The 22,401-nt window shown below is 65.6% G+C and carries 18 protein-coding genes; 4 read left to right on the top strand and 14 right to left on the bottom strand.

The window, feature by feature from the left end; all coding sequences use genetic code 11:
• Positions 1–133 precede the first annotated feature (133 nt).
• The 6 genes from AC07PQ_RS12305 to AC07PQ_RS12280 all read right to left on the bottom strand — a co-directional run bounded on the left by AC07PQ_RS12305 (position 134) and on the right by AC07PQ_RS12280 (position 5,927).
• On the bottom strand, positions 134–778 hold the full coding sequence (locus AC07PQ_RS12305; protein WP_037004411.1) for an NADH:ubiquinone oxidoreductase subunit N: 645 nt from the start codon (positions 776–778) through the stop codon (positions 134–136).
• Positions 779–870: 92 nt separating this feature from the next.
• A complete protein-coding gene (locus AC07PQ_RS12300; protein WP_493185593.1) occupies positions 871–2,322 on the bottom strand; it encodes an efflux transporter outer membrane subunit in 1,452 nt (483 codons plus the stop codon).
• The gene (locus AC07PQ_RS12295) at positions 2,319–3,215 is read right to left on the bottom strand and encodes an efflux RND transporter periplasmic adaptor subunit (RefSeq protein WP_493185592.1); all 897 of its coding nucleotides are present in this window, start codon (positions 3,213–3,215) and stop codon (positions 2,319–2,321) included. Before AC07PQ_RS12295 ends, AC07PQ_RS12300 begins: the two co-directional genes overlap by 4 nt.
• On the bottom strand, positions 3,212–3,421 hold the full coding sequence (locus tag AC07PQ_RS12290; protein ID WP_007932080.1) for a DUF1656 domain-containing protein: 210 nt from the start codon (positions 3,419–3,421) through the stop codon (positions 3,212–3,214). Before AC07PQ_RS12290 ends, AC07PQ_RS12295 begins: the two co-directional genes overlap by 4 nt.
• Positions 3,418–5,502, bottom strand: coding sequence for an FUSC family protein (locus tag AC07PQ_RS12285; protein WP_493185591.1), 2,085 nt, complete (start codon positions 5,500–5,502; stop codon positions 3,418–3,420). The genes AC07PQ_RS12290 and AC07PQ_RS12285 overlap by 4 nt, the downstream gene beginning before the upstream one ends.
• Positions 5,499–5,927 carry a MarR family winged helix-turn-helix transcriptional regulator gene (locus tag AC07PQ_RS12280; protein WP_053259193.1) on the bottom strand — a complete coding sequence of 143 codons (429 nt, stop codon included), beginning with the start codon at positions 5,925–5,927 and terminating at the stop codon, positions 5,499–5,501. Before AC07PQ_RS12280 ends, AC07PQ_RS12285 begins: the two co-directional genes overlap by 4 nt.
• A 199-nt stretch (positions 5,928–6,126) precedes the next feature.
• Between AC07PQ_RS12280 and AC07PQ_RS12275 the strand changes: the two genes are divergently transcribed.
• Positions 6,127–6,405 carry an antitoxin of toxin-antitoxin stability system gene (locus AC07PQ_RS12275; RefSeq protein ID WP_493185590.1) on the top strand — a complete coding sequence of 93 codons (279 nt, stop codon included), beginning with the start codon at positions 6,127–6,129 and terminating at the stop codon, positions 6,403–6,405.
• Positions 6,402–6,686 carry a type II toxin-antitoxin system RelE/ParE family toxin gene (locus tag AC07PQ_RS12270; protein ID WP_493185589.1) on the top strand — a complete coding sequence of 95 codons (285 nt, stop codon included), beginning with the start codon at positions 6,402–6,404 and terminating at the stop codon, positions 6,684–6,686. Before AC07PQ_RS12275 ends, AC07PQ_RS12270 begins: the two co-directional genes overlap by 4 nt.
• Before the next feature lie 4 nt (positions 6,687–6,690).
• Here AC07PQ_RS12270 and AC07PQ_RS12265 read toward each other — a convergent pair whose 3' ends face one another.
• Together AC07PQ_RS12265 and AC07PQ_RS12260 are read right to left on the bottom strand one after the other, a co-directional pair.
• Positions 6,691–6,936 (bottom strand): DUF2789 domain-containing protein, encoded by a 246-nt coding sequence (locus tag AC07PQ_RS12265; protein ID WP_007932069.1) that lies wholly within the window; start codon positions 6,934–6,936, stop codon positions 6,691–6,693.
• A gap of 137 nt (positions 6,937–7,073) precedes the next feature.
• Positions 7,074–7,535: an aminoacyl-tRNA deacylase gene (locus AC07PQ_RS12260; RefSeq protein WP_007932067.1), complete on the bottom strand. Its 462-nt coding sequence runs from the start codon at positions 7,533–7,535 to the stop codon at positions 7,074–7,076.
• 223 nt (positions 7,536–7,758) lie between these two features.
• On the opposite strand from AC07PQ_RS12260, the gene AC07PQ_RS12255 reads away from it, so the two are divergent.
• The gene (locus AC07PQ_RS12255; protein ID WP_493185588.1) at positions 7,759–9,144 is read left to right on the top strand and encodes an NfeD family protein; all 1,386 of its coding nucleotides are present in this window, start codon (positions 7,759–7,761) and stop codon (positions 9,142–9,144) included.
• A gap of 1 nt (position 9,145) precedes the next feature.
• On the top strand, positions 9,146–9,904 hold the full coding sequence (locus tag AC07PQ_RS12250) for a slipin family protein (protein WP_007932057.1): 759 nt from the start codon (positions 9,146–9,148) through the stop codon (positions 9,902–9,904).
• On the opposite strand, the gene AC07PQ_RS12245 is transcribed toward AC07PQ_RS12250, so the two are convergent.
• From AC07PQ_RS12245 to AC07PQ_RS12220, 6 genes are read right to left on the bottom strand one after another with little or no spacing between them, the layout of a single operon-like run.
• A complete protein-coding gene (locus AC07PQ_RS12245) occupies positions 9,870–10,874 on the bottom strand; it encodes a sulfotransferase family protein (RefSeq protein ID WP_493185587.1) in 1,005 nt (334 codons plus the stop codon). The genes AC07PQ_RS12250 and AC07PQ_RS12245 overlap by 35 nt on opposite strands.
• Positions 10,862–11,653, bottom strand: coding sequence for an aspartyl/asparaginyl beta-hydroxylase domain-containing protein (locus AC07PQ_RS12240; RefSeq protein WP_493185586.1), 792 nt, complete (start codon positions 11,651–11,653; stop codon positions 10,862–10,864). Before AC07PQ_RS12240 ends, AC07PQ_RS12245 begins: the two co-directional genes overlap by 13 nt.
• On the bottom strand, positions 11,650–12,252 hold the full coding sequence (gene cysC / locus AC07PQ_RS12235; protein WP_493185585.1) for an adenylyl-sulfate kinase: 603 nt from the start codon (positions 12,250–12,252) through the stop codon (positions 11,650–11,652). Before cysC ends, AC07PQ_RS12240 begins: the two co-directional genes overlap by 4 nt.
• The gene (locus tag AC07PQ_RS12230; RefSeq protein ID WP_053259186.1) at positions 12,236–13,750 is read right to left on the bottom strand and encodes a TolC family protein; all 1,515 of its coding nucleotides are present in this window, start codon (positions 13,748–13,750) and stop codon (positions 12,236–12,238) included. The genes cysC and AC07PQ_RS12230 overlap by 17 nt, the downstream gene beginning before the upstream one ends.
• Before the next feature lie 43 nt (positions 13,751–13,793).
• On the bottom strand, positions 13,794–21,392 hold the full coding sequence (locus AC07PQ_RS12225) for an Ig-like domain-containing protein (protein ID WP_493185584.1): 7,599 nt from the start codon (positions 21,390–21,392) through the stop codon (positions 13,794–13,796).
• A gap of 50 nt (positions 21,393–21,442) precedes the next feature.
• The gene (locus AC07PQ_RS12220) at positions 21,443–22,288 is read right to left on the bottom strand and encodes a sulfotransferase family protein (protein WP_493185583.1); all 846 of its coding nucleotides are present in this window, start codon (positions 22,286–22,288) and stop codon (positions 21,443–21,445) included.
• Positions 22,289–22,401 lie beyond the last annotated feature (113 nt).

Raw genomic sequence — 22,401 nt, 5'->3', positions numbered from 1 at the left:
GGCGGCGCAGCCGTCGCTGGGCCAGACGGTGCGTTTCTTCAGGCAGATCGCGGACTCAGGGTTTGCGGTTGCTCTGCAACCGATCGCAGCCTCGCGGGCTCGGCAGCGGCTACATGGCTACATGGCTATATGGCTACGTGGCGTGTTCGGAGTATTCGACCTCCAGTGCGTCGAGCTGGTGATCGAAGCTTTTCAGGCGCGCGGTCCAGGTGTAGACCAGCACTTCGAAATCGCGGTTGATCACCGCGCCGCCCGGGGTTTCCGAACGCGGGTCGCAGAAATCCAGTTGATAGCGTTCGCGGGCCATGGCGGCGGCGACATCGGACAGTTCGCGGGCATTGTTCAGCCAGTGGCGACCGTCGGCGGCCTGCTTATCCAGTAATACGCACTGTTTTTTCAGGGCTTCGAGGCTTTTTTCCAGGGGGGTGCCGGTCAACTCGCCCATGACTTCCTGGAAGGTCCGCCCCGGCTGCCAGTAACTGCCCCAGAAGTAACGGTCGAACACCGTCTCGACCCGGCGCAGGGCGACTTTGGTGTCCCAGATCGCGACCAGGGTCTTGCCCTGCTCGAGCTGCCTTTTCTTGATTTTCTGGGTCTGGAACGACGTCCAGGCCACGAAGACAATGGCGCTCACCGCAATCAGCGCGCTGGCGCTGTCGAGAAAAATCATGGCCTTGTCGATCTGGTGCGCCAGCATGACACCGTAGAAATAAGTCGCAGAAAGCAGCACCAGTGCGACGATGGCGCACCAGAAGCCGAGAGCATAAGGGTTTTTCATTATTGGAATCCCCATGACCATCACGTGCCTGACCGCTGGCCGAGCACTGGACGCAAGGTGCTCAGCCAACTGTTCAAAGCATAGCAACGGCCTCAGGGTTTGGCGGGGTTCGAGGCTTGCGTTCGTCCGCTTTCCCAGCCACCGCCCAGGGCCAGGAACAGGTCGATCTGACTCATCGCCACCTGGGTGTTGGCCGCGGCCAGCTGGGCCCGTACGTCGGTATAGGTGCGGGTCGCCTGCAGGTCGGCGAGGAACGACTCGCGGCCGGCCTGGAAGAAGCGATGGGTCTGGTCGGCGGCCTGGCGCGCCGACTGCTCGGCCTCGGCCAGGGCGTCGCGACGTTGCAACTGGGCACTGTATTGGGCCAGGCCGGTCTGGGTTTCGCGGATGGCGTTGAGCACCACCCCGTCGAAATGCGCCAGGGCGCCCTGGCTGGCGGCTTCGGCCTGGTGAATGCGTTCGCGGGCGCCGTTGGCCGGTACCGTCCAGCTGATCAGCGGGCCGAAGCCCCAGCGGTTGGTGGAGGGTTTGCCGAGGTTGTCGACGATGCCCACGGTGCCGACGGTCGCGCCAATGCTGATGTCCGGGTACAGCGCGCCGGTGGCGACGCCGATATCGGCGGTGGCCGCGGCCAGGCGACGTTCGGCCTGGCGCACGTCGGGGCGACGCTTGAGCAGGGTCGCGCCGTCACCCACCGGCAACAATTGCGCAATGTGCGGCAGCTCGGCGCAGCTGTCGGTGCCGGCCGGCAACTGGTTCAGCGGCTTGGCCAGGAGCATCGACAAGCGGAACAGGCCGGCCTGGCGCGCCGCTTCATAGCGCGGCAGTTCGGCGCGCAGGGACTTGAACTGGGTCTGGGAACGGGTGACCTGGGTTTCGTCGCCACGCCCGGCGTCGCGCAGGCGCTGGATCAGCGCGGTGCTCTGGGCCTGCAGGTCCAGGGAGTGCTCGGCGATCTCGCGCTCTTCGTTGGCCGCGCAAACCTGGGTGTAAGCCCGCACCACGTCGGCCACCAGGGTGATGCGCGCGGTATCGGCCGCCGCCTGGGTGGCATCGGCGTTGGCCTGGGCCGCCTCGATGCCGCGCTGCAGGGTGCCGAACAGGTCGAACTGATAAGAGGTGCTGACGGACAGGTTGCCGACGTTGGCCACCGGCACTTTCTCCGGCAGCAGGAAGGCTTCGCCGGACTCCTGCAGACGCTCGACCCCGGCCTTGACCCCGCCGCTCCAGCCGCCGGCCGCCTGGGCCTCGTCGACCTGGGCGCGGGCCCGTGCCAGATTGGCTGCCGCGACCCGCAGGTCGGTGTTGGAGGCCATGGCCTGTTGTACCAGCTGGTCCAGGCGCGGGTCCTGGTACAAGCGCCACCAGTCCGCCGGGACCGGAGCCGAGACCACCTTGTCGCTCGATCCGGCCAGTTCGCCCTGCAAATCGCCGCGATGCAGCGCCGCGTCGTCCGGCAGGTGATAGTCCGGGCCGACCATTTGGCAGGCTGACAGCAGCAAAAAGCCGAGCCCGACCGTTGCCACACGCAGGGCGCTGTTCATTGCCCCGGCTCCGACCGGATTGGCGCCTGATCGTCGATGATCGACACGGTGGCGGTGCGCCCGGCGATCATGCGGAAGTCTTCCGGCACCTCGTCGAAGGCAATGCGCACCGGAATCCGCTGGGCCAGGCGCACCCAGCTGAAGGCCGGGTTGACGTTGGGCAGCAGGTTGGAGCCGCTGCTGCGGTCGCGGTCCTCGATGCCGGCGACGATGCTTTCGACATGCCCGCGCAGCCGCGCGCGATCGCCGACCACGCGGATATCGACGCCCTGGCCGATATGAATGCCGTCAAGCTTGGTTTCCTCGAAATAACCGTCGATGTGGAAGGAGTTGCTGTCCACCACCGACAACACCGGGCGCCCGGCAGTGACGAATTCCTGGGTGCGCGGCGCGCGGTCGTTGACGTAGCCGTCCACCGGGCTGCGGATCACCGAACGGTCGAGGTTCAGCTGGGCGCTGTCCACCGCCACCTGGGCCTCGGCCAGGGCCGACTGGGCACGGGCCACGCGGGACTGGCTTTCTTCGAGCTGCTCGCGCGGCACCAGGTTGCCCAGGCCGAGGTTACGCCTGGCCTCGCGCTGGGCCTGGGCCAGGGTTTCCTGGCGGTCGGCCAGGGACGCCTTGGCCTGGCGCAGGGCCAGGCTGAAACGGTCCTGGTCGATGCTGAACAACACCTGGCCGCGCTTGACCAGCTGGTTGTCACGCACCTGCACCTGCTGGATCAGCCCGGAGACGTCCGGGGCGATCTGCACGATGTCGGCGCGGATATGCCCGTCCCGGGTCCAGGGCGCGAACATGTAGTACACCACCATGCGCCAGACCACCACGACCGCGAAGCTCACCACCAGCAACGTCAGGACCACACGGCCAATGGTCAATAAAGGTTTTTTCATGTCATCAGGTATCGACTGAGTGAGTCCACGGCGCCGAGCAGCAAAGCGTACAGACCAACGTTGAACAAAGCCCGGTGCCAGACCAGGCGATAAAAATGCAGGCGCGTCAGCAGCCCGTGGACCACCAGGTACAAGCCATAGGTAAGGCCCATCAGCACCAGCAGCGTGGGCAGGAATACCCCGCTGATATCCAGGTCACCGATCATAAAGGCGCTCCATCGATGCCATGGGGCAGCGGTTCTTCAAGCTCGCCACCGCCGACGAATTCCACACCGGGCAGCAGGGCCAGGCGCAGGCCGCTGAGGGCGTGCAGCAGGTGCAAACGGGTTTCGCGGTCGTCCTGGCTGTGGGCATCCAGGGTGCGGCGGGCGCGGTCCAGGGTCATCAGCAGGCCGCTCGGTGCCGGCAGGCGTTCGCCGGCCTTGAGGCAAGCCTTGAAGTAGGCGCCGACCTCGGCCACCACCTGACGCAACAGCACCTGCGCGTTGCCCTGGGCCCGCGGCGCATAGGCCAGCAGGTCCAGCAGGTTCAGGCCGACGCGCACTTCGCGCAGGGCCCCGCCGGTGTCCTGGCCGGTCATGGCCAGCCGCGGCAGGTGCTGCATCAGGCGGTCGAGCATCTGCACCCCCAGATGGCGGTGTTCGGCCAGGTTGGCGGGCTCGGTCATGCCGACGATGTCCTGCCAGCTGAAGCGGGTCATGCGCTTGGCCGCCAGTTCCGAGCCGAACGGCCGGGCGACCAGGGTCCAGACAAAGGCGAACAGCAAGCCCATGGGCCCGGCCAGGTTGGAGTTGGCGAAGCTCAGGAAATCGGCGTCGTAGGCGCCCTGGATGCTGATGAAGGACGAGGTGTTGACGATGGTCAGCAGCATGCCCAGGTAAAAACGCGGTTGCACCGTGAGGGTACCGACGCAGATGAACGGCACGGCGAAGGCCAGCACCAGCATCGGGAAATCGTGCAGGTTGGGCAGGATCAGGAACAGGTAGAGGCTGGCGAACAGCACCGACATCGCGGTCCAGAAGAAGAACCGGTAGATCTGCGGCGCCGGGTCGTCCATCGAGGCGAAGAAGCTGCAGGCCACCGCCGCGAGGATCACCGCGCTGCCGCCGTCGGTCCAGCCCAGGAGGATCCACAGCACCGAGGCGACGATGATCGCCAGGACAGTGGAGGCCACCGAATACAGCATCAGCCCGCGGTCGAGGAACGGCGTCAGGCGGCCCAGGCGCCAGTGGCGATAGACCGCGCGCCAGATGTCCTGGCTTTCGCATTGAATGGCGTGTTGCAGGCTGCGGCAGTCCTGCCACAAATCGATCCATTCGCCGAGGCGGTACAGGGCGTTTGAAAACAGCAGCTGGCGTCGGTCGTCGAGGGCTTCGGCGTCGGGTTGCAGCGCTTCAAGCTGGCCGCGCAGGGCCTGCCAGCGCTCGACCGAGGTGCCCTGGGCGGTGCTTTCCAGCCATTGCCCGGCCTGGTCCAGCAGCGGCGCGAACTGCTCCACCAGCTCCGGGGTACGTCGCTCCAGGGCGTACAGCGCATCGTCCAGGGCGTCCACCACAGGCAGCAGGTGGATCATGCGCCCGCGCAGCTCCTTGGTATTGCGCACGGTCTGCGGGCGCGCGCCCTCATGGGGCAACTGGCCGATCATCAGCTCCAGGCTGTTGAAGGTGGCGACCATGGACGCACGCAAGGCGCTGACTTCTTCGGGCTGCACGTTGCGGCTGAGAAAGCGCTGGCTATAGGTGGCGGCATCGGCGAACCATTTGCCCGCCGAATCGACGAACACCGGCGCCAGCCGCCGTGGCCAGAACATACTGCCGATCACGGCCGCGCAGACGATGCCGAGGAAGATCTCCTCGGTGCGGGCCTGCGCCACGTCCCACACCCCCAGCGGGTTATCCACCACCGGCAGGGCGATCAGCGGCAGGCTGTAGCCGGCCAGCATCAGCGCGTAGCTGTTGGCGGTGCGCAGGTGCAGGGAGAGGAACAGCAGGATCCCGGTCCACAGGGCGATGATCACCACCAACAGGTAGGGGCTCTGCACGAACATCGGCACGAACAGCACCGCCGCCGAGGCGCCGAGCAAGGTGCCGATCGCACGGTACAGCGCCTTGGAACTGGTGGGCCCGACGAACGGGCTGGAGACGATGTACACCGTGGCCATCGCCCAGTACGGACGCGGCATCTGCATGAGCATGGCGATGTACAGCGCGATCATCGACGCGGCAAAGGTGCGCACGCCGTAGAACCAGTCGCGCGCCGGCGGCACGCCGGTAAAGAATCCGCTCAAGAAGGCACCGCCGGTGGCTGGGCAGCCGACTCGAAGGCGCGGATCACCTTCAGCGCCGCCTCAAGGTCCGCGGGTGTAATGCCTTCCAGCACCTCGCGACGCAGGCGCACCAGCTCGGCTTCCACCGACTGCACCAGCTCGCGGCCGGTGTCGGTCAGGCTCAGGCATTTGGCCCGGCGATCGTGGGGGTCCTCGGTACGGCAGGCGTAGCCGGCGCTGCACAGCTGGTCCAGCAGGCGCACCAGGGACGGGCTTTCCATCCCCGCCGCCTGCGCCACCGTCACCTGGCGCACGCCCTCGCCCAGGCGCCCGATCATCAGCAGGGGCACGGCGCAGGCTTCGGAGATTCCATAGTTGACCAGCGTGCTCTGGCAGATCCGCCGCCAATGTCGGGCGGCGACCACCATGCCACTGCTGATATTCATCTGGAGTGATTCGAGAGAGTCGGGCAAAAGAAGGTTCGCACACTGTTAGTTTGCTAACTATCAATGGTGCATGAGGGGGTTAAATCCAGTCAAGTTTTGAAACAATTTAGCGACCGATCGTCGCCGCGAGAAAACCTGGACCGGCTTAGGTACTGAAGATATATATACTTGGTATATACGTTTTTGCAGGAACTGTCCCATGTCCAAACACGCCGTTTTCACGATGAAACTCGAAGCCGACTTGCGCGATCAGTTTATGGCCGAGGCCGAAGCCAGCCATCGCCCCGCATCGCAGATCGTCCGAGAAATGATGCGTCAGTACGTGCAGGAACAACGGGAAGCCCGGGAGTACGAGGCCTTTCTGCAACAGAAGGTCGATACCGCACGCGCATCCATGACCGCTGGGAAAGGCATTGCCAACGATGATCTGGAAGCCACCTTCGCGGCCCGCAGGGCACAGGTAGCGCCCCAGCAATGAAAGTGATCTGGACGCCGCAAGCCGCACAGGACCGTGCAGACATATGGGATTACCTGCATGACCTGAATCCGCAGGCGGCGCTGGACATGGACATACGCTTCAGCCAATCGGCTACGCAACTGGTGCAACATCCTCAAGCCGGGCGCCCCGGATTGATCGCCGGCACCCGCGAACTGATCCCTCATCAAAGCTACCGTCTGGTCTATCAACTCCATCAGAATGCGGTGTGGATCCTGGCGCTGGTGCATACCGCGCGCCAGTGGCCTCTAACCGAAGCCTGATGCCTCAAGCCCCCCGCCCTTTCCTCAACAACACATCCAGCTGATCCACCACTTCCGCCCAGTCGGCGTCGTCGAGGATCTCGTTGCGCAGGAAATCCGCCTGGCTGCTGGTCCAGAAGAAGGCATCCGCCAGGTGCAGTTCTGGCTTGAGCGGCGAATGGGTGGCGATGAAACGGTCGATGCCCTCGGGGTCGTCGGGCAGGCCGAGTTGTTTGAACAGGGCGGGCAGGCTGTGGGATGGGGATTCCATGGGGACTCCTGAACGGGTTGGGTGTTGGTTGAACCACTGCTGCGCAGTCGATCGCGAGCCAACTCGCTCCTACAGAAAACAAGCATTTTTGTAGGAGCGAGCTTGCTCGCGAAAGGTGGGTACATCCGCCGACGGCGCTAGTAACTGACCTCGCACACCTCGGCATGAGGCACCATTTTCAGGTACTGGTCCATGCTCAGATGCACCAGATTGTTGTGGTTGCCGGCTTCCAGGTAGATGTCTTTCTGCCGGGTCAGCATCGGATCGATCACCACGTCCAGCCCATAGGATTCGCCCAGGGCCGGTACCGCGCCGCGTTCGCAATCGTTGAACAGATGCGCCAGGGTGCTTTCCCGGGTGATCTGCCATTCGTTGCTGCCGCGCACCTTGCTCAGGTCCAGGTGGCGGCTGGCCGGCAGCACGGCCATCAGGTAGTGGCCGTGACTGTCGTCGAGGATCACCGACTTGGCCACGCGCTCGGCGGGAACTCCCGCCACCCGAGCGGTCTCCAGGCTGCTCGACGAATGTGGATGAGCCACCACGTCAAAATCGCAATGCGCCTGTTCCAGGCTGCGTTGCACGGTTCTTGCCATACGCATGATGCACCTCGGTGTCCTGAACGGCTTTGCAGGACTATGGGTTAACGACTGTCACTCCCTTCACAAAGTCTAGGCCGCGCCGCCCTCGCCCACCGACGAACTTCCGAACGGCACGCGAGCAAGAGGCTGCTCAAAATTTGCTCAATCCCACGCTCTACTAGACTCAAGGACAAGGCCAGCGAACGGCTGGCAACCGAGGCACATGACTCTCCAGGAGGGTCGGATGAACGAGCGTGGGTGGCGGGCGACACTGAAAGGGCTGCTGCTGGGTGTGCTGATCGGCCTGCCGACCGGGCACGCCCAGGCCGTGAAGCCAGTGGTGGTGCTCACCGTCAACGATGTGATCAGCCCCGCCAGCGCCGACTACGTGGTGCGCGGCCTGGACAAGGCCGCCGACGAGCACGCCCAACTGGTGGTGCTGGGCATCGACACCCCGGGCGGCCTCGACACCTCGATGCGCTCGATCATCAAGGCGATCCTCGCCAGCCCGGTGCCGGTGGCCAGTTTCGTCGCCCCCAGTGGCGCCCGCGCCGCCAGCGCCGGCACCTACATCCTGTATGCCAGCCACATCGCCGCCATGGCCCCGGGCACCAACCTCGGGGCCGCCACCCCGGTGCGGGTCGGCATGCCGGGGCAGCCCGACCCGGGCGGCAACCCGCCCGCCGCGCCACGCTCGGACAAGAACCCGGAACCGGACACCGACACCCTCAGCCACAAACAGATCAACGACGCCGCGGCCTATATCCGTGGCCTGGCGCAATTACGCGGACGCAATGCCGAATGGGCGGAACAGGCCGTGCGCGAGGCCGTCAGCCTGCCGGCCCAGGAAGCCTTGAAGCTGAAGGTGGTCGACTATGTCGCCGATGACCTGAACGGCCTGCTCAGGCAACTCGACGGCAAGTTCCTCATCGCCGCCGGCCAGGCGGTGCAGCTGCATACCCTGGGGGCGGCGGTGATCCATCACGACCCGGACTGGCGCACGCAGCTGCTGTCGGTCATCACCCACCCCAGCGTGGCGCTGATCCTGATGATGATCGGCATCTACGGGCTGTTCTTCGAGTTCGTCAACCCGGGCACCGCGGTGCCCGGCGTACTCGGCGGCATCTGCCTGCTGCTCGGTTTGTACGCCTTGCAACTGCTGCCGGTGAACTACGCCGGCGTGGCCCTGATCCTGCTGGGCATCGCCTTCATGGTCGCCGAAGCCTTTCTACCGACCTTCGGCGTCATCGGTTTCGGCGGCATCGTCTCCTTTGTCGTCGGCGCGGTGATCCTGATGGACACCGATGTCCCGGGCTATGGCATTCCCCTGCCGCTCATCGTCGGCCTGGCGGTGGTCAGCGCGCTGCTCCTGGCGACGCTGGCGAGCATGGCGCTGCGCGCGCGACAGCGCCAGCAGGTGGCCGGCGACGCGGGGCTGGTGGGCAGTGTCACGGCGATCACCGCGGTGCAAGCGGGCAACCCTTACAACGGCTGGGTGCTGTTGCAGGGCGAACACTGGCAGGTCCTGAGCGCAACGCCGCTGCAAACCGGACAACAGGTACGGGTGGTGGCGCGCAAGGGGCTGCTTCTGGAAGTGACGACGGCCGAGGCCGCGCCGCGAGGAGGATGAAATGGGTCTGGAATTGGGTTTTGGCGCGCTGCTGGCGCTGCTGTTGGCGCTGGCGGTCTCGACGTTTCGCATCCTGCGCGAATACGAGCGCGGGGTGGTGTTCCAGCTCGGGCGCTTCTGGAGGGTCAAGGGGCCGGGGCTGGTCCTGCTGATTCCGGTCGTCCAGCAGATGGTCCGCGTCGACCTGCGCACCGTGGTACTCGACGTGCCGCCGCAGGATGTGATCACCCGCGACAACGTCTCGGTCAAGGTCAACGCCGTGCTGTATTTCCGCGTGCTGGACTCGCAGAAGGCGATCATCCAGGTCGAGGATTTCCTCATGGCCACCAGCCAACTGGCCCAGACCACCCTGCGCGCGGTGCTGGGCAAGCATGAGCTGGACGAACTGCTGGCCGAGCGCGAACGCCTGAACGCCGATATCCAGCAGGTGCTGGACGCCCAGACCGATGCCTGGGGCATCAAGGTGGCGAACGTCGAGATCAAGCATGTCGACCTCAACGAATCGATGATCCGCGCCATCGCCAAGCAGGCCGAAGCCGAGCGGGAACGCCGGGCCAAGGTGATCCACGCCGAAGGCGAATTGCAGGCCTCGGAGAAACTCATGCAGGCCGCCGAAATGCTCGGCCGCCAGCCCGGCGCCATGCAACTGCGCTACATGCAGACCCTGGGCGCGATCGCCGGCGACAAGAGCTCGACCATCGTTTTCCCGCTACCCATCGAATTCCTCAAGGGCATGGCGGACTTGTCGCCGAAGAGCTGAGACGCGTTTGCGGGACTGCGCTGGCCGCCCTGCTGCGCCACTGTTCCAGCGCCGCGTAAGGCGCCTGCGCCCATTGCTCCAGCTGCTCCCGCAACCGCGCTGAAGCCTGTCGCTGCTTACCCTGGCGATCATCGACAAAGGCCTGCGTCGGCTGCTTGGCATGCTGGCCGATACGGGCGAAGGCCGCCCTGCGTTGCTCGGCGCCCAGGCCGAGAAAATCGCCCAGGTGGCCGTCCATGGCGGCGGGCAGTTCGCTGTAGTTCAGTGCCAGGCCATGGTGTTCGCGGCAGTGTTCCAGCCCCAGCTGCAACAAGCGCCCCAGACGCCGGGCGACCCAGCTTTCCCGGTCCTGGAAAGGCTCGCCGTCGTCCAGCGCGCTGGGCCCGATCAGGCCCGGCGTCATGTGCATGCCGGCCCGGCGCAGATGCGACACGGCGATTTCCAGCGGGTCGCGATACACAAACAGCCACGGCGTATCGGCGAAGCACTGGCGCAACAACGGCAGCTCGCCGATGTTCCAGGCATCGAGCTTGATCACCAGCCGCTGCTCAGTACCACGACGTACCTGCCCATAGGCCGACAGCAGGCCCACAAGCGCGGCAGCCCGCTCCTGTGGCGCCAGCGAGCCGCGCAGCAGGGCATCCAGCGGCGGCGGTTCGGACACCACGATATGGTCGTCCAGGCAGGCCAGCATCTGGCTGAGCAGGGTCGAGCCGCAGCGCGAGGCATGAAAGATAAAGGCGCTGGGAGCCAGGCCCGGGCTGCGTTGGCGCCATTCGGTCAGGGCAGACAAAGGCGTCTGGCGGCGGAACGCCTGATTGAACGGCAGGCGCAGGGCCTCTTCGACCGCCTCGCGGAAAAACGGCTGCGACAGCGGCCTGTCGCCGAACCAGCACCAGTCGACCCGCCACTCGTCACCCGGCTGCCAGAGGCGGATCGGCAACCAGCCGCGCAGGTTCAGGCCATCCATTGTTCATTCCACAGACGCCGCCCCTGGCGCATGGCCGAACGCAGGTCTTCACGGGTGAACACCAGGCCACGCTCGGCCGCCAGGGCCAGGGTGCGCTCGATAAAGGCTTCGCTGTCGGTCGGCGCCTGCAAGGCCTGGCACAGCGTGGTGTCCTCTTCAAGCAGCCGGCAAAACCGCGCGAAGTCCAGGGCCGCGCGGCCCAGGCCAGGCGCCGGGGTGGTCGGCAGGCCCTCGGCAATCGCCTGCTCCAGCCAAGGGTCGGGGCGACAGTCGAGTACCAGATGAATACGTGCCTGAGTGTCGTAGTTATCCACCCGATGCGGGCGCGACAGGTCGAGAAACCAGCACTCTCCCGCCAGCATCGGCATGCGCTGCCCGTCGAGCAGGAAATCCACCCGCGGCGGGCTGAGCAGGGGGATATGCAGGCGCAGGTCGGCGTCCGGGCCGCCCAGGTCGTAGTCGCGGTGTTCATGAATGCGCGCCCCCGGCCCCAACCGCAGCAGGCGCGCCGAGACGATCCGCAAGGGCAGGTGCCGCAATGCCTGTTGCCAGTCCGGGTCCTGCCGCCAGGGCTCGCGCTGCACCGGCAGGCCCTTGCCCGGCGCCAGCTCGGAGGGCGCGTCAAGCGCCGAGATCAAGGCCACGCCGCTCCAGTCGCCTTCGTAATAACCGCCGTTGAAGTGGCCCTGCCAGGCGCTCGCGTCGATTCGCGCCAGGGCGCGCAACAGCCGCGGCAGGTCCACGCTGACGGGCAGGCGGGCGAACGCCGGACGGCTCATGAGGCCGGCAGCACCTGGCGCTCGCCCAGCCAGCCGAGCAATTGCCCCAGGCAGTCTTCGACCGATTGAGCGCCGGTATCCAGTTCCAGCGCCGCCCGTGGCGGCTCGTAGGGCGCCGAGATACCGGTGAACCCCGGCAACTCGCCGCTACGGGCGCGGGCGTAATGGCCCTTGGGATCGCGCTGCTCGCAGACCGCCAGCGAGGCGCTGCACCAGACTTCCAGGTAGTCCTCGCCCAGGCGCCGGGCGAACAGCTCACGCTGCTCGATCAGCGGGGCGATCATCGCCAGGATTACGATCTGCCCGTTGTCCACCAGCAGGGCCGCCAGCTCGCTGGCGCGGCGAATGTTTTCCCGGCGGTCGGCCTCGGCGAACCCCAGGTCGCGGTTCAGGCCGCCGCGCAAGGCATCGCCGTCCAGCACCAGGCTCTGCCGACCGTGCTGGAACAGCCCGGCCTGCAGCGCCTGGGCCAGGGTCGACTTGCCCGCCGCCGGCAGGCCGGTCAACAGGATCGCCACACCGCGATGGCCATTGCGCGCCTCGCGCTGGGCCCGGCTGACGCTGGCCTGGGGGGCCTGCAGGTTATTGTCTTTGGGCATGGGCCACCGGCGTGCTGATGTTGCCCGCCGCCCAGTCGGCCTCACGGCTGGCCAGCGCCGTGGCGATGGACTGCACCTGGGTCGATTGCACCTCGTCGGGCAGCGGGTCGAGGCCGGCGCTGGCGAAGATCTGCCCGTAGGCGTTGCGCAGGTCGGCATAGGCCAGGTCGCGCCGCAGGTCCGCCTGCAAGGTGTTCAGCTCGCCCTGGATCAGGTCCAGTTCGCCGATGCCGTTGGCCTGGTAGCGGTTGCGCAGCTGGCCGACGATCTGCCCGTCAATATCCGCCAGCTCCTGGCTGGTCTTGAACTGGCGCAAGGCGTCGCGGTAGTTGGCGTTGGCCACGTAGACCTGGGCCAGCACGGCAATCGACATGGCCTGGCGACGGGCCGCGGCGACGTCTTCACCGGCCTTGGCGGTGTCGATGGCCGCCGGCGCGGAGAGCACATTGAACAGGTTCCAGGTGACCTTCACCCCATAGTCGGCCCACTTGTCGTTGACCAGGAACGAGTTGCTGTCGTAATGCCCGCCGGCGGAGAACTCCAGGCCCGGCAGCAGGCGCAGCATGGCCTTGCGGGTTTCCGCGGCGCTGATGCGGCTCTGGTAATCCTGCTCGCGCAGTTCCGGGCGGCTGGTCAGGGCCTCGTGCTCGAGGCGGGCCATATCGACCTTGAGTTCCGGCACCGGGTAATCGTCGCTGGTCGCCAGGGTCAGGTGGGTGGTCATCGGCAGGTTGATCAGGGTCGCCAGCTCGGTCTTGGCCAGGGACAACGCCCGGCGCTGCTCCTCCAGCTGGCGCGTGGCCTCGATCAGCGAGCGCTGGTAGGCCAGGGCCTGCACCGGGTCGCCGATACGTTGCTGGCTCATGCTCTGGCTGTTGCTGCGGGCCTGCTCGACCCGACCCATGAGGCTGTCGATCTGCTTGAGCAGGCGTTCGGCCGCCACCGCCCGCCAATAGGCCGAGCGCACATCCTGGACGATGGTGTTGATCACCTTGCGCCGACGCTCCTGGACGATCAGTCGCTGGTCGCCCTGCTGCTTGGCGTTGATGTAGCTGACGCCGAAGTCCAGGACGTTCCAGACCATGGTCAGGTCGGCCACCCTGCGGTCCCGGTCCTGGGAGGTCGAAGGTTCCAGGGACTGGGTGCCGGTCTCGACGCTCTGGCTGCTGGAGGCGCTGACGTTGTTGCGCCCCACATAGCCGGCGGAGAGGGCCATGCGCGGCAGCATGTCGAAACTGGCGAGGTCCAGCTGGCGCTTGGCCAGGGCCTCTTCCATGATTTTCAAGCGGCCTTCGAGGTTGTACTTCACCGCCCGGGCCATGGCCTGGTGCAGGGTCAGCGGGCCGCTCAGCGGTTCCTGGTCCTTGTACATGCTCTGCAGGTCGCTCCTGGCGCGCTGCTCACTGGCACTGCGTTCGATCGGTTTACTGCTGACGGCACAACCGCTGACCATCAGCGCCAACAAGCTGACCCCGAACAACTTCTGACTTTTATTCATCCTTGTCTCGCCCCTGGGTGCCGCATCGTATTTATGTAGTGTTTCAGGCCTGCATTGCGCTGATGCCGGCCTGTTCGAACGCCTTGGCCAGATCGCGGATCGGCCGTTGTTCTGTGTCTTGCATCACTTGCAATTGCTGGGTCAGCGACGGTGCCCCGAACACCCCGCGCCCGCCCTGGGAAAGATCGCCGGCCTTGGGCTTGTCGCCGAAAGACTTCAGCGAACCGCCATCCTCGGCGGAGTCCTGGTCGAACAGCAGCGACAGCGTGCTTTGGCTGAACACCCCGCCATCGCCGCCACCGAAGCCGAGGAAGCCATGGCCATTGCCATCGCCCCCGGCATCGCTGCTGCCGAACACCTGGGCAATGAAGCTCGGCGCCAGGGCCCCGCGATTGATGAAAATATCCCCCAGCGGCCGGATGCCATCGCCCAGCACCCGCTGCTCGAACAACGGCGCGAAGGCCAGTGGCGAGCCCAGGTCGCCAACGGGTGGCGTGGTGACCGTGGGTTGCAGCTGCACATAAGGCGGCAGCGGCGGAACCACCGGGTCGCTCGAACGGAATTCCGGATCGCCCACCGGCAACTGCGTGGGTGGGTTGGCCGCCGGCACGGTGTTGATCGCGTAGTTGTTGGAGTCGGTGCTGCCAGTGCCGGTATTGCCGAAGGAGTCGCTCACCCCGCTGTTGTTCAGGGTGATCAGGTTGCTGGTGTCGCTGATATTGGCGGTTGGCGTCAGGGTCGCGGTCCAGGTCCGGCCGCCGTCGCTGCTGCCCAGGGCGCTCAGGGTGCCGTTGGCCACCGTCAGGTCCGAGTTGGTGAAGCCGCTCACCGCTTCGCTGAAGGTGATGGTCACGCTGCTGGTCTGGCCCACGCCGAGGCTGCTGTTGGCGACCACGATGGTCGCGGTCGGCCGCTGGGTATCGATCAGGTAATTGTTCGAATCCGTGCTGCCCAGCCCGGTATTGCCCGAGGCGTCGCTGACCCCGCTGTTGTTCAGGGTGATCAGGTTGCTCGTATCGCTGAGGTTGGTGTTCGGGGTGAAGGTCGCGGTCCAGGTGATGCCGCCATCGCTGCTGCTCAGCATGCTCAAGGTACCGTTGGCCACCGTCAGGTTGCTGTTGTCGAAGCCGCTCACCGCCTTGCTGAAGGTGATGGTCACCAGGGACGTGTCGCCCACGGCCAGCATCGGGTTGGCGACCACCACGGTAGCGGTGGGGCGCACGGTGTCGATGACGTAGTTGGCCGAGTCGGTGGTGCCGCTGCCGGTGTTGCCGACGGCGTCTATCACTCCGGCATTGTTCAGGGTGATCTGATTGCTGCTGTCACTGATGTTGATGGCCGGGGTAAAGGTGGCGGTCCAGGTCACCCCGCCATCGCTGCTGCTCAGGGCCCCCAGGGTACCGTTGGCCACTGTCAGGTCCGAGTTGGTGAAGCCGCTGATCGCCTCGCTGAAGGTGATGGTGACCGTGGTGGTTTCACCCGCTTTCAGGGCCGTGTCGGCCAGCACGATGGTGGCGGTCGGCCGCCCGGTGTCGATGATGAAATTGTTCGAGTCGGTGCTGCCGCTGCCGGCGTTGCCCGCCGCGTCACTGACCCCGCTGTTGTTGAGGCTGATCAGGTTGGTCGCATCGCTGACGTTGACGTTCGGGGTGAAGGTCGCGGTCCAGGTGATGCCGCCGTCGCTGCTGCTGACCGCGCTCAGGGTGCCGTTGCTCACCGTCAGGTCACTGTTGTCGAAACCGCTGACCGCCTCGCTGAAGGTGATGGTCACCAGGCTGGTTTCGCCAATCGGCAGGATCGGGTTGGCCACCACTATGGTCGCCGTTGGGCGAGCCGTGTCGATGACATAGTTGTTCGAATCGGTGGTGCCGCTGCCCGTATTACCCGAGACATTGATCACGCCACTGTTGTTCAGGGTGATGACGTTGCTGGTATCGCCGACACCCACAGTCGGCGTGAAGGTAGCGGTCCAGGTGATGCCGCCATCGCTGCTGCTCACCGCGCTCAGGGTACCGTTGGCCACCGTCAGGTCGCTGTTGTCAAAACCACTGACCGCCTCACTGAAGGTGATGGTCACCAGCGAGGTTTCGCCAGCCTTCAGGGCCGTGTCGGCGATCACGAGGGTGGCCGTCGGCACTACGGTTTCGATGCTGTAGTTGGCTGAGCTGGTGGTCCCGGTACCGCTGTTGCCGGCCACGTCGGTGAAACCGGTGTTGTTCAGGGTGATCAGGTTGCTCAGGTCGGTGATGCCCGCCGTCGGGGTGAAGGTGGCGGTCCAGGTGATACCGCCGTTGCTGCTGCTCACTGCGCTCAGGGTACCGTTGGCCACTGTCAGGTCGCTGTTGTCGAAACCGCTCACTGCTTCACTGAAGGTGATGGTCACCACCGAGGTTTCGCCGGCCTTGAGGGTCGAGTCGGAGAGGACGATGGTGGCGGTCGGACGCAGGCTGTCGATGGCGTAGTTGTTGGAGTCGGTGGTGCCGCTGCCGGCGTTGCCCGCCCCATCCGCAATACCGGTGTTATCCAGGGTAATCAGGTTGCTGCTGTCGCTGATACTGGCAGTCGGGGTGAGGGTCGCCGTGTAGGTGATGTTGTCGCTGGTGCTCAAGCCGCTCAGCGTACCGTTGGCCACGGTCAGGTCAGCCAGGGTGAAGCCGGTCACCGCCTCGCTGAAGGTGATGGTCACGGTACTGGTCTGGCCCACGCCCAGGGCGCTGTCGGCGACCACTATGGTCGCCGTCGGACGCACGGTGTCGATCGCATAGTTGTTGGAATCGGTGGTGCCGCTGCCGGCGTTGCCCGAGGCGTTGGTCACTCCGCTGTTATCCAGGGTGATGACGTTGCTGGTGTCAGTGATGCTCGACGTCGGGGTGAAGGTGGCGGTCCAGGTGATGCCGCCATCGCTGCTGCTGACCGCGCTCAAAGTGCCGTTGGCGACGGTCAGGTCGGCGTTGCTGAAGCCGCTCACTGCCTCGCTGAAGGTGATGGTCACCAGCGAGGTTTCACCGATCTTCAGGGCGTTGTCCGCCACCACGATGGTCGCGGTCGGCAGGACGGTGTCGATGCTGTAGTTGTTGGAGTTGGTGGTGCCGCTACCGCTGTTGCCGGCCAGGTCGCTGACCCCGGTGTTGTTCAGGGTGATCAGGTTGCTGGCATCGGCGATGCCGACGGTCGGGGTGAAGGTCGCGGTCCAGGTGATACCGCCATCGCTGCTGCTCACGGCCGTCAGGGTGCCGTTGGCGATGCTCAAGTCGGCGTTGGTGAAGCCGCTCACCGCTTCGCTGAAGGTAATGGTCACCAACGAGGTTTCACCGGCGCTGAGAGTACTGTCGGCGACCACGATGGTCGCGGTCGGGCGCACTGTATCGATGGCGTAGTTATTGGAATCGGTGGTGCCGCTGCCGGCGTTGCCGGCCAGGTCGGCGATGCCGGTGTTATCCAGGGTGATCAGGTTGCTGGTGTCGCTGATGCTGGCGCTCGGAGTGAAGGTCGCGGTCCAGGTGATGCCGCCATCGCTACTGCTCACCGCGCTCAAAGTGCCGTTGGCAATGCTCAGGTCGGCGTTGGTGAAGCCGCTGACCGCTTCGCTGAAGGTGATGGTCACCAACGAAGTTTCACCAATTCTCAGCGCGGTATCGGCGACCACGATGGTCGCGGTCGGGCGCACCGTGTCGATCGCGTAGTTGTTGGAGTCGGTGGTGCCGCTGCCAGCGTTGCCGGAGGCGTTGGTGACGCCGGTGTTGTCCAGGGTGATCAGGTTGGTGGCATCGGTGATGCTGGTGCTCGGAGTGAAGGTGGCGGTCCAGGTGATGCCGCCATCGCTGCTGCTCACCGCGCTCAGGGTGCCGTTGGCGACGGTCAGGTCGGCGTTGGTGAAGCCGGTCACCGCCTCGCTGAAGGTGATGGTCACCAGCGAGGTTTCACCGATCTTCAGGGCGTTGTCCGCCACCACTATGGTCGCGGTCGGCAGGACGGTGTCGATGCTGTAGTTGTTGGAGTTGGTGGTGCCGCTGCCGCTGTTGCCGGCCAGGTCGGCAATGCCGGTGTTGTTCAGGGTGATCAGGTTGCTGGCATCGTTGATACCAACGGTCGGGGTGAAGGTGGCGGTCCAGGTGATGCCGCCATCGCTGCTGCTCACCGCGCTCAAGGTGCCGTTGGCGATGCTCAGGTCGGCGTTGGTGAAGCCGCTCACCGCTTCGCTGAAGGTGATGGTCACCAGCGAGGTTTCACCGGCGCTAAGGGCGCTGTCGGCGACCACGATGGTCGCGGTCGGGCGCACCGTATCGATCGCATAGTTGTTGGAATCGGTGGTGCCGCTGCCGGCGTTGCCGGACAGGTCGGCGATGCCGGTGTTATCCAGGGTGATCAGATTGGTCGTATCGGTGATGCTGGCGCTCGGAGTGAAGGTCGCGGTCCAGGTGATGCCGCCATCGCTGCTGCTCACCGCGCTCAAAGTGCCGTTGGCAATACTCAGGTCGGCGTTGGTGAAGCCGCTCACCGCTTCGCTGAAGGTGATGGTCACCAGCGAGGTTTCGCCGATTCTCAGTGCGGTATCGGCAACGACGATGGTCGCGGTCGGCCGCACCGTGTCGATCGCGTAGTTGTTGGAGTTGGTGCTGCCCTGGCCCAGGTTGCCCACGCTGTTCTGGACGCCGGTGTTGTCCAGGGTGATCAGGTTGGTGGCATCGGTGATGCTGGCGCTCGGGGTGAAGGTGGCGGTCCAGGTAATGCCGCCATCGCTGCTGCTCACCGCGCTCAGGGTGCCGTTGGCGACGGTCAGGTCGGCGTTGGTGAAACCCGTCACCGCCTCGGAGAAGGTGATGGTCACCAGCGAGGTCTCACCGATCCTCAGGGCATTGTCGGCCACCACTATGGTCGCCGTCGGGTGCGCGGTGTTGATCACGTAGTTGCCCGAGTCCGTGGTGCCGCTACCGGTGTTGCCGGCCAGGTCGGCGATGCCGGTGTTGTTCAGGGTGATCAGGTTGCTGCTATCGCTGATGCCATCGGTCGGGGTAAAGGTGGCGGTCCAGGTGATGCCGCCATCACTGCTGCTCACCGCGCTCAAGGTGCCGTTAGCGATGCTCAGGTCGGCATTGGTGAAGCCGCTCACCGCTTCGCTGAAGGTGATGGTCACCAGGGAAGTTTCGCCCGCCGTGAGGGTGCTGTCGGCGACCACGATGGTCGCGGTCGGGCGCACCGTATCGATCGCATAGTTGTTGGAATCGGTGGTGCCGCTGCCGGCGTTGCCGGCCAGGTCGGCGATGCCGGTGTTGTCCAGGGTGATCAGGTTGGTCGTATCGGTGATGCTGGCGCTTGGGGTGAAAGTGCCGGTCCAGGTGATGCCGCCGTCGCTGCTGCTCACCGCGCTCAGGGTGCCGTTGGCGATGCTCAGGTCGGCGTTGGTGAAGCCGCTGACCGCCTCGCTGAAGGTGATGGTCACCAGCGAGGTTTCGCCGACCCTCAAGGCGTTGTCCGCGACCACTATGGTCGCGGTCGGCCGTACGGTATCGATCGCATAGTTATTGGAGTCGGTGGTGCCGACCCCGGCGGTGCCCAGGCCATTGATGACCCCGGTGTTATCCAGGGTGATGACGTTGCTGGTATCGGTGATGCTCGAAGTCGGGGTGAAGGTGGCGGTCCAGGTAATGCCGCCGTCGCTGCTGCTCACCGCGGTCAGGGTGCCGTTGGCGATGGTCAGGTCGGCGTTGGTGAAGCCGGTCACCGCCTCGCTGAAGGTGATGGTCACCAGTGAGGTCTCGCCAATTTTCAGCGCGGTGTCCGCGACCACTATGGTCGCGGTGGGCGGTGGTGCATAGGCGGTATTGAGGATGCCGCCGTCGTTGTAGATGGTCGCCACCGATGTCGGCGAAGTACCGGTGCTGCCACCGCCCAGCGCTACGCCACCGGCGCCGCTGGCCGCCGCGTTGCCGCTCAGGGCGGCGAAGTTGGCGGCGGTGATCAGGAAGGTGCCCTTGTTCCAGACCGCGCCGACGCCGCGGCCGCCAATCCCGCCATTGCTGGCGTTGCTGCCTTGGCCGCCACCACCGCCACCGCCGCCGCCCGCGCCGATGTTGTTGCTGATGGTCGAGGTGCCGATCACCGTGAGGGTGCCGCTGGAGGCGTTGTAGATCCCGCCGGCGGCATTGCCGCCCGCGCCGCCGACCTTGTCCCAACCCGCGCCGCCGCCACCGCCGCCGATGGAAATCGTACCGTTGGTGGCCGAGGCGCCGTTGCCGCCGTTGCTGTAATAAGACACGCCCACGCCGCCGGCGCCGCCGGTGCTGGTACCGCCGCGACCGCCCATGTGGGTGGCGTCGTAGCCGCCGCCATAACCGCCCACGCCACCGCTGCCAGCCTGGCCGCCCAGTGTGCCGGTGCCGGGGCCGGCGGAACCGCCGTGGCCGCCGCCCTGGCCGCCCAGCCCGCCGCCGCCGCCACCGCCACCGCCGTAGAACGCGCCGGTGACACCGCCCCCGCCACCGCCACCCGAGGCCGCGTTGGAGGTCACGGTGACGTTGTTGAGGGTGAGGTTGCCGGCGTTGAAAATCCCCCCGGCCATGGCGCCGGTCGCGCCATACCCGCCATTGCCGCCGTTGCCCGAGACCAGGCCCCGGGTGATCACCAGGCCATCGAGGGTCACGGTACTGCCCGCGGTCACTTCGATGACGCGAGTGCGGTACTGGCCGTCGAGGATCACGTCCGCCGCGCCGTCGTTGTTCAGGTCGCCGTCGATGGTCACGTTCTTGTTGACCAGCAGTTCGGAGGTCAGCTGCACCGTCATGCCGCTGCTGAAGGTGACGATGTCGCCGTTCTGCGCCGACGCCAGCGCCGCCCGCAACGAACCCACGCCGGTGTTGGCGTTGTTGGTGGCGGTCCAGGTCGCCAGCCCCCACTGATAATCCTGCATGGCCTGGGTGGACAGCACGTTGGCGCTTTCGATGGTGCCGGTGGCGATCTCCAGTTCCCAGTCGCCCCCCAGGCCGGTGCGGTCGCTGGAGGCGGCCACGTCGCGACCGGTGAGTTGCGCCAGCGAGTCGACGAAACTCAGGCCGCGTTCACCCTCGGCGGTGTAGCAGCCGTAGATCAGGATATCGCCGCCGGCGTTCATGTCCTGGCCGATGTCCGCCAGCACCGCGCTGCGCGCCTGGACGTTGTCAGCCGAGAGGTAGCTGTTGCCCAGCCACAGGTCGCCGGCATTGCCGTGGGCGATGATCTGCACCGAACTGACGCCCTGGTGCTGGTCCAGGTAATCGGCGATCTGCTGCAGGCCATCCTGGTTCGCCCCCAGTTGCACCACCTGGGTGCCGGGTGCCAGGCCCTGGAGCAGACTGTCGGCGTCCTTGACCCGCGAATCGACGAACACCACCGTCAGCCCCGGTACCGCGGTCGGGGTCGCGGCAGGCGCGGCATCGGCCTGGCCATGGGTGTCCTGGCTGACGCTCGGCTGATCGGCGGCGGTCGGCGTCTTGGCCACGTCCGTGGTGGTGTGGCTGTCCGGCTGGGCGACATCGGCCACCGTCGCCGCCACCGCACCGTCGAACAGCATGCGCGGCTCCAGCGGCATGATCATCGGAGAGGCCAGGGCATTCGCCCGCCCGGTGGCCCGCTGATTGACCCGCGACTTGCCTTTGCTCCACCACATGATGCTCACCCGGACTCGAACGTGCTGAAAGGTGCAAATGAAAACCGCGGTCAACGGACCGCGGCGTCGGATTTCATGCGAATGACATTGGCGGCGCTGGATGCCCCGTCTTTCCAGAAGGACAGCTCCGCATACTTCTCGAACAGGTCCGGCGGCAGGATGGTGCGCCGCGACTGCAGCGCCACCCGCGCCTTGACCTTGTGCAGGCCCGCGACCCCCAGCGCCTGGTCGAACTCGGGCGCGTCGTAGGCCAGGCGGTCGAAATCGTGTTCGAACCAGGGTTCGTCGATAAAGTCGTAGATCAGCCGCATCACCCGCCCCGGGGCCTGGCTCAACAGGTCGTAGTCGACGATCAGCAGCGAATCGGCGTTTTCGCCGTAATAGGCTTCTTTCAAGGCGGTCCAGGCATACCCCACCAGCCGGTTGTGCTGGGCCAGGGTTTCGCAGCGGCTGTAGACCGAGTTGCGCTCGACCGCATCGCCGAACAGCTTGGTGTTTTCGAAAGGGTTGGCCCGGTACAGCCGTTCCAGGCTGTCCATGACCCAGGCGACATTGCGCACACAGGCGATGGTCTTGGCCTTGGGAAACAGGTCCTTCAAGGCCGGCAGGCGCGCGCACCATTGGCGATTGGTGTCGAAGACAACAGGTTTATCGGCCTTGTCGGCGTAGTAGGAGTCGAACAGCCCGCGCAGCAGGCGGCGGCGCATGTCGATGTCGATGACCGCGCCGAATTCGCTGCCGGCGCTGCATTGTTCGAGGATGCCGCTGAACAGCGCACCCACCGGGCTGGTCATGCCGGCGTGAAAGCGCGGGTTCTGCAGCAGGATGGCCGACAGCAGGGTCGACCCTGAGCGCGGTAAACCGGAAATAAAATGGAACTGCGGCAATCCCTTCACCCTAGCTATAAGTCCATTTGTAGGGAAAAGCGTAGTGCAAGGTCAGAAAACCAACTAGTGGTGCTTTGATATCAATTCGAAGCAAAAACCATAAAAAACGTGTGTTTTAAAAA

This window comes from Pseudomonas sp. GW821-FHT09E12 (assembly GCF_059416085.1).
Note: the sequence above shows the minus strand (reverse complement) of the source record. Positions and strands in the feature narration are given on the sequence as shown.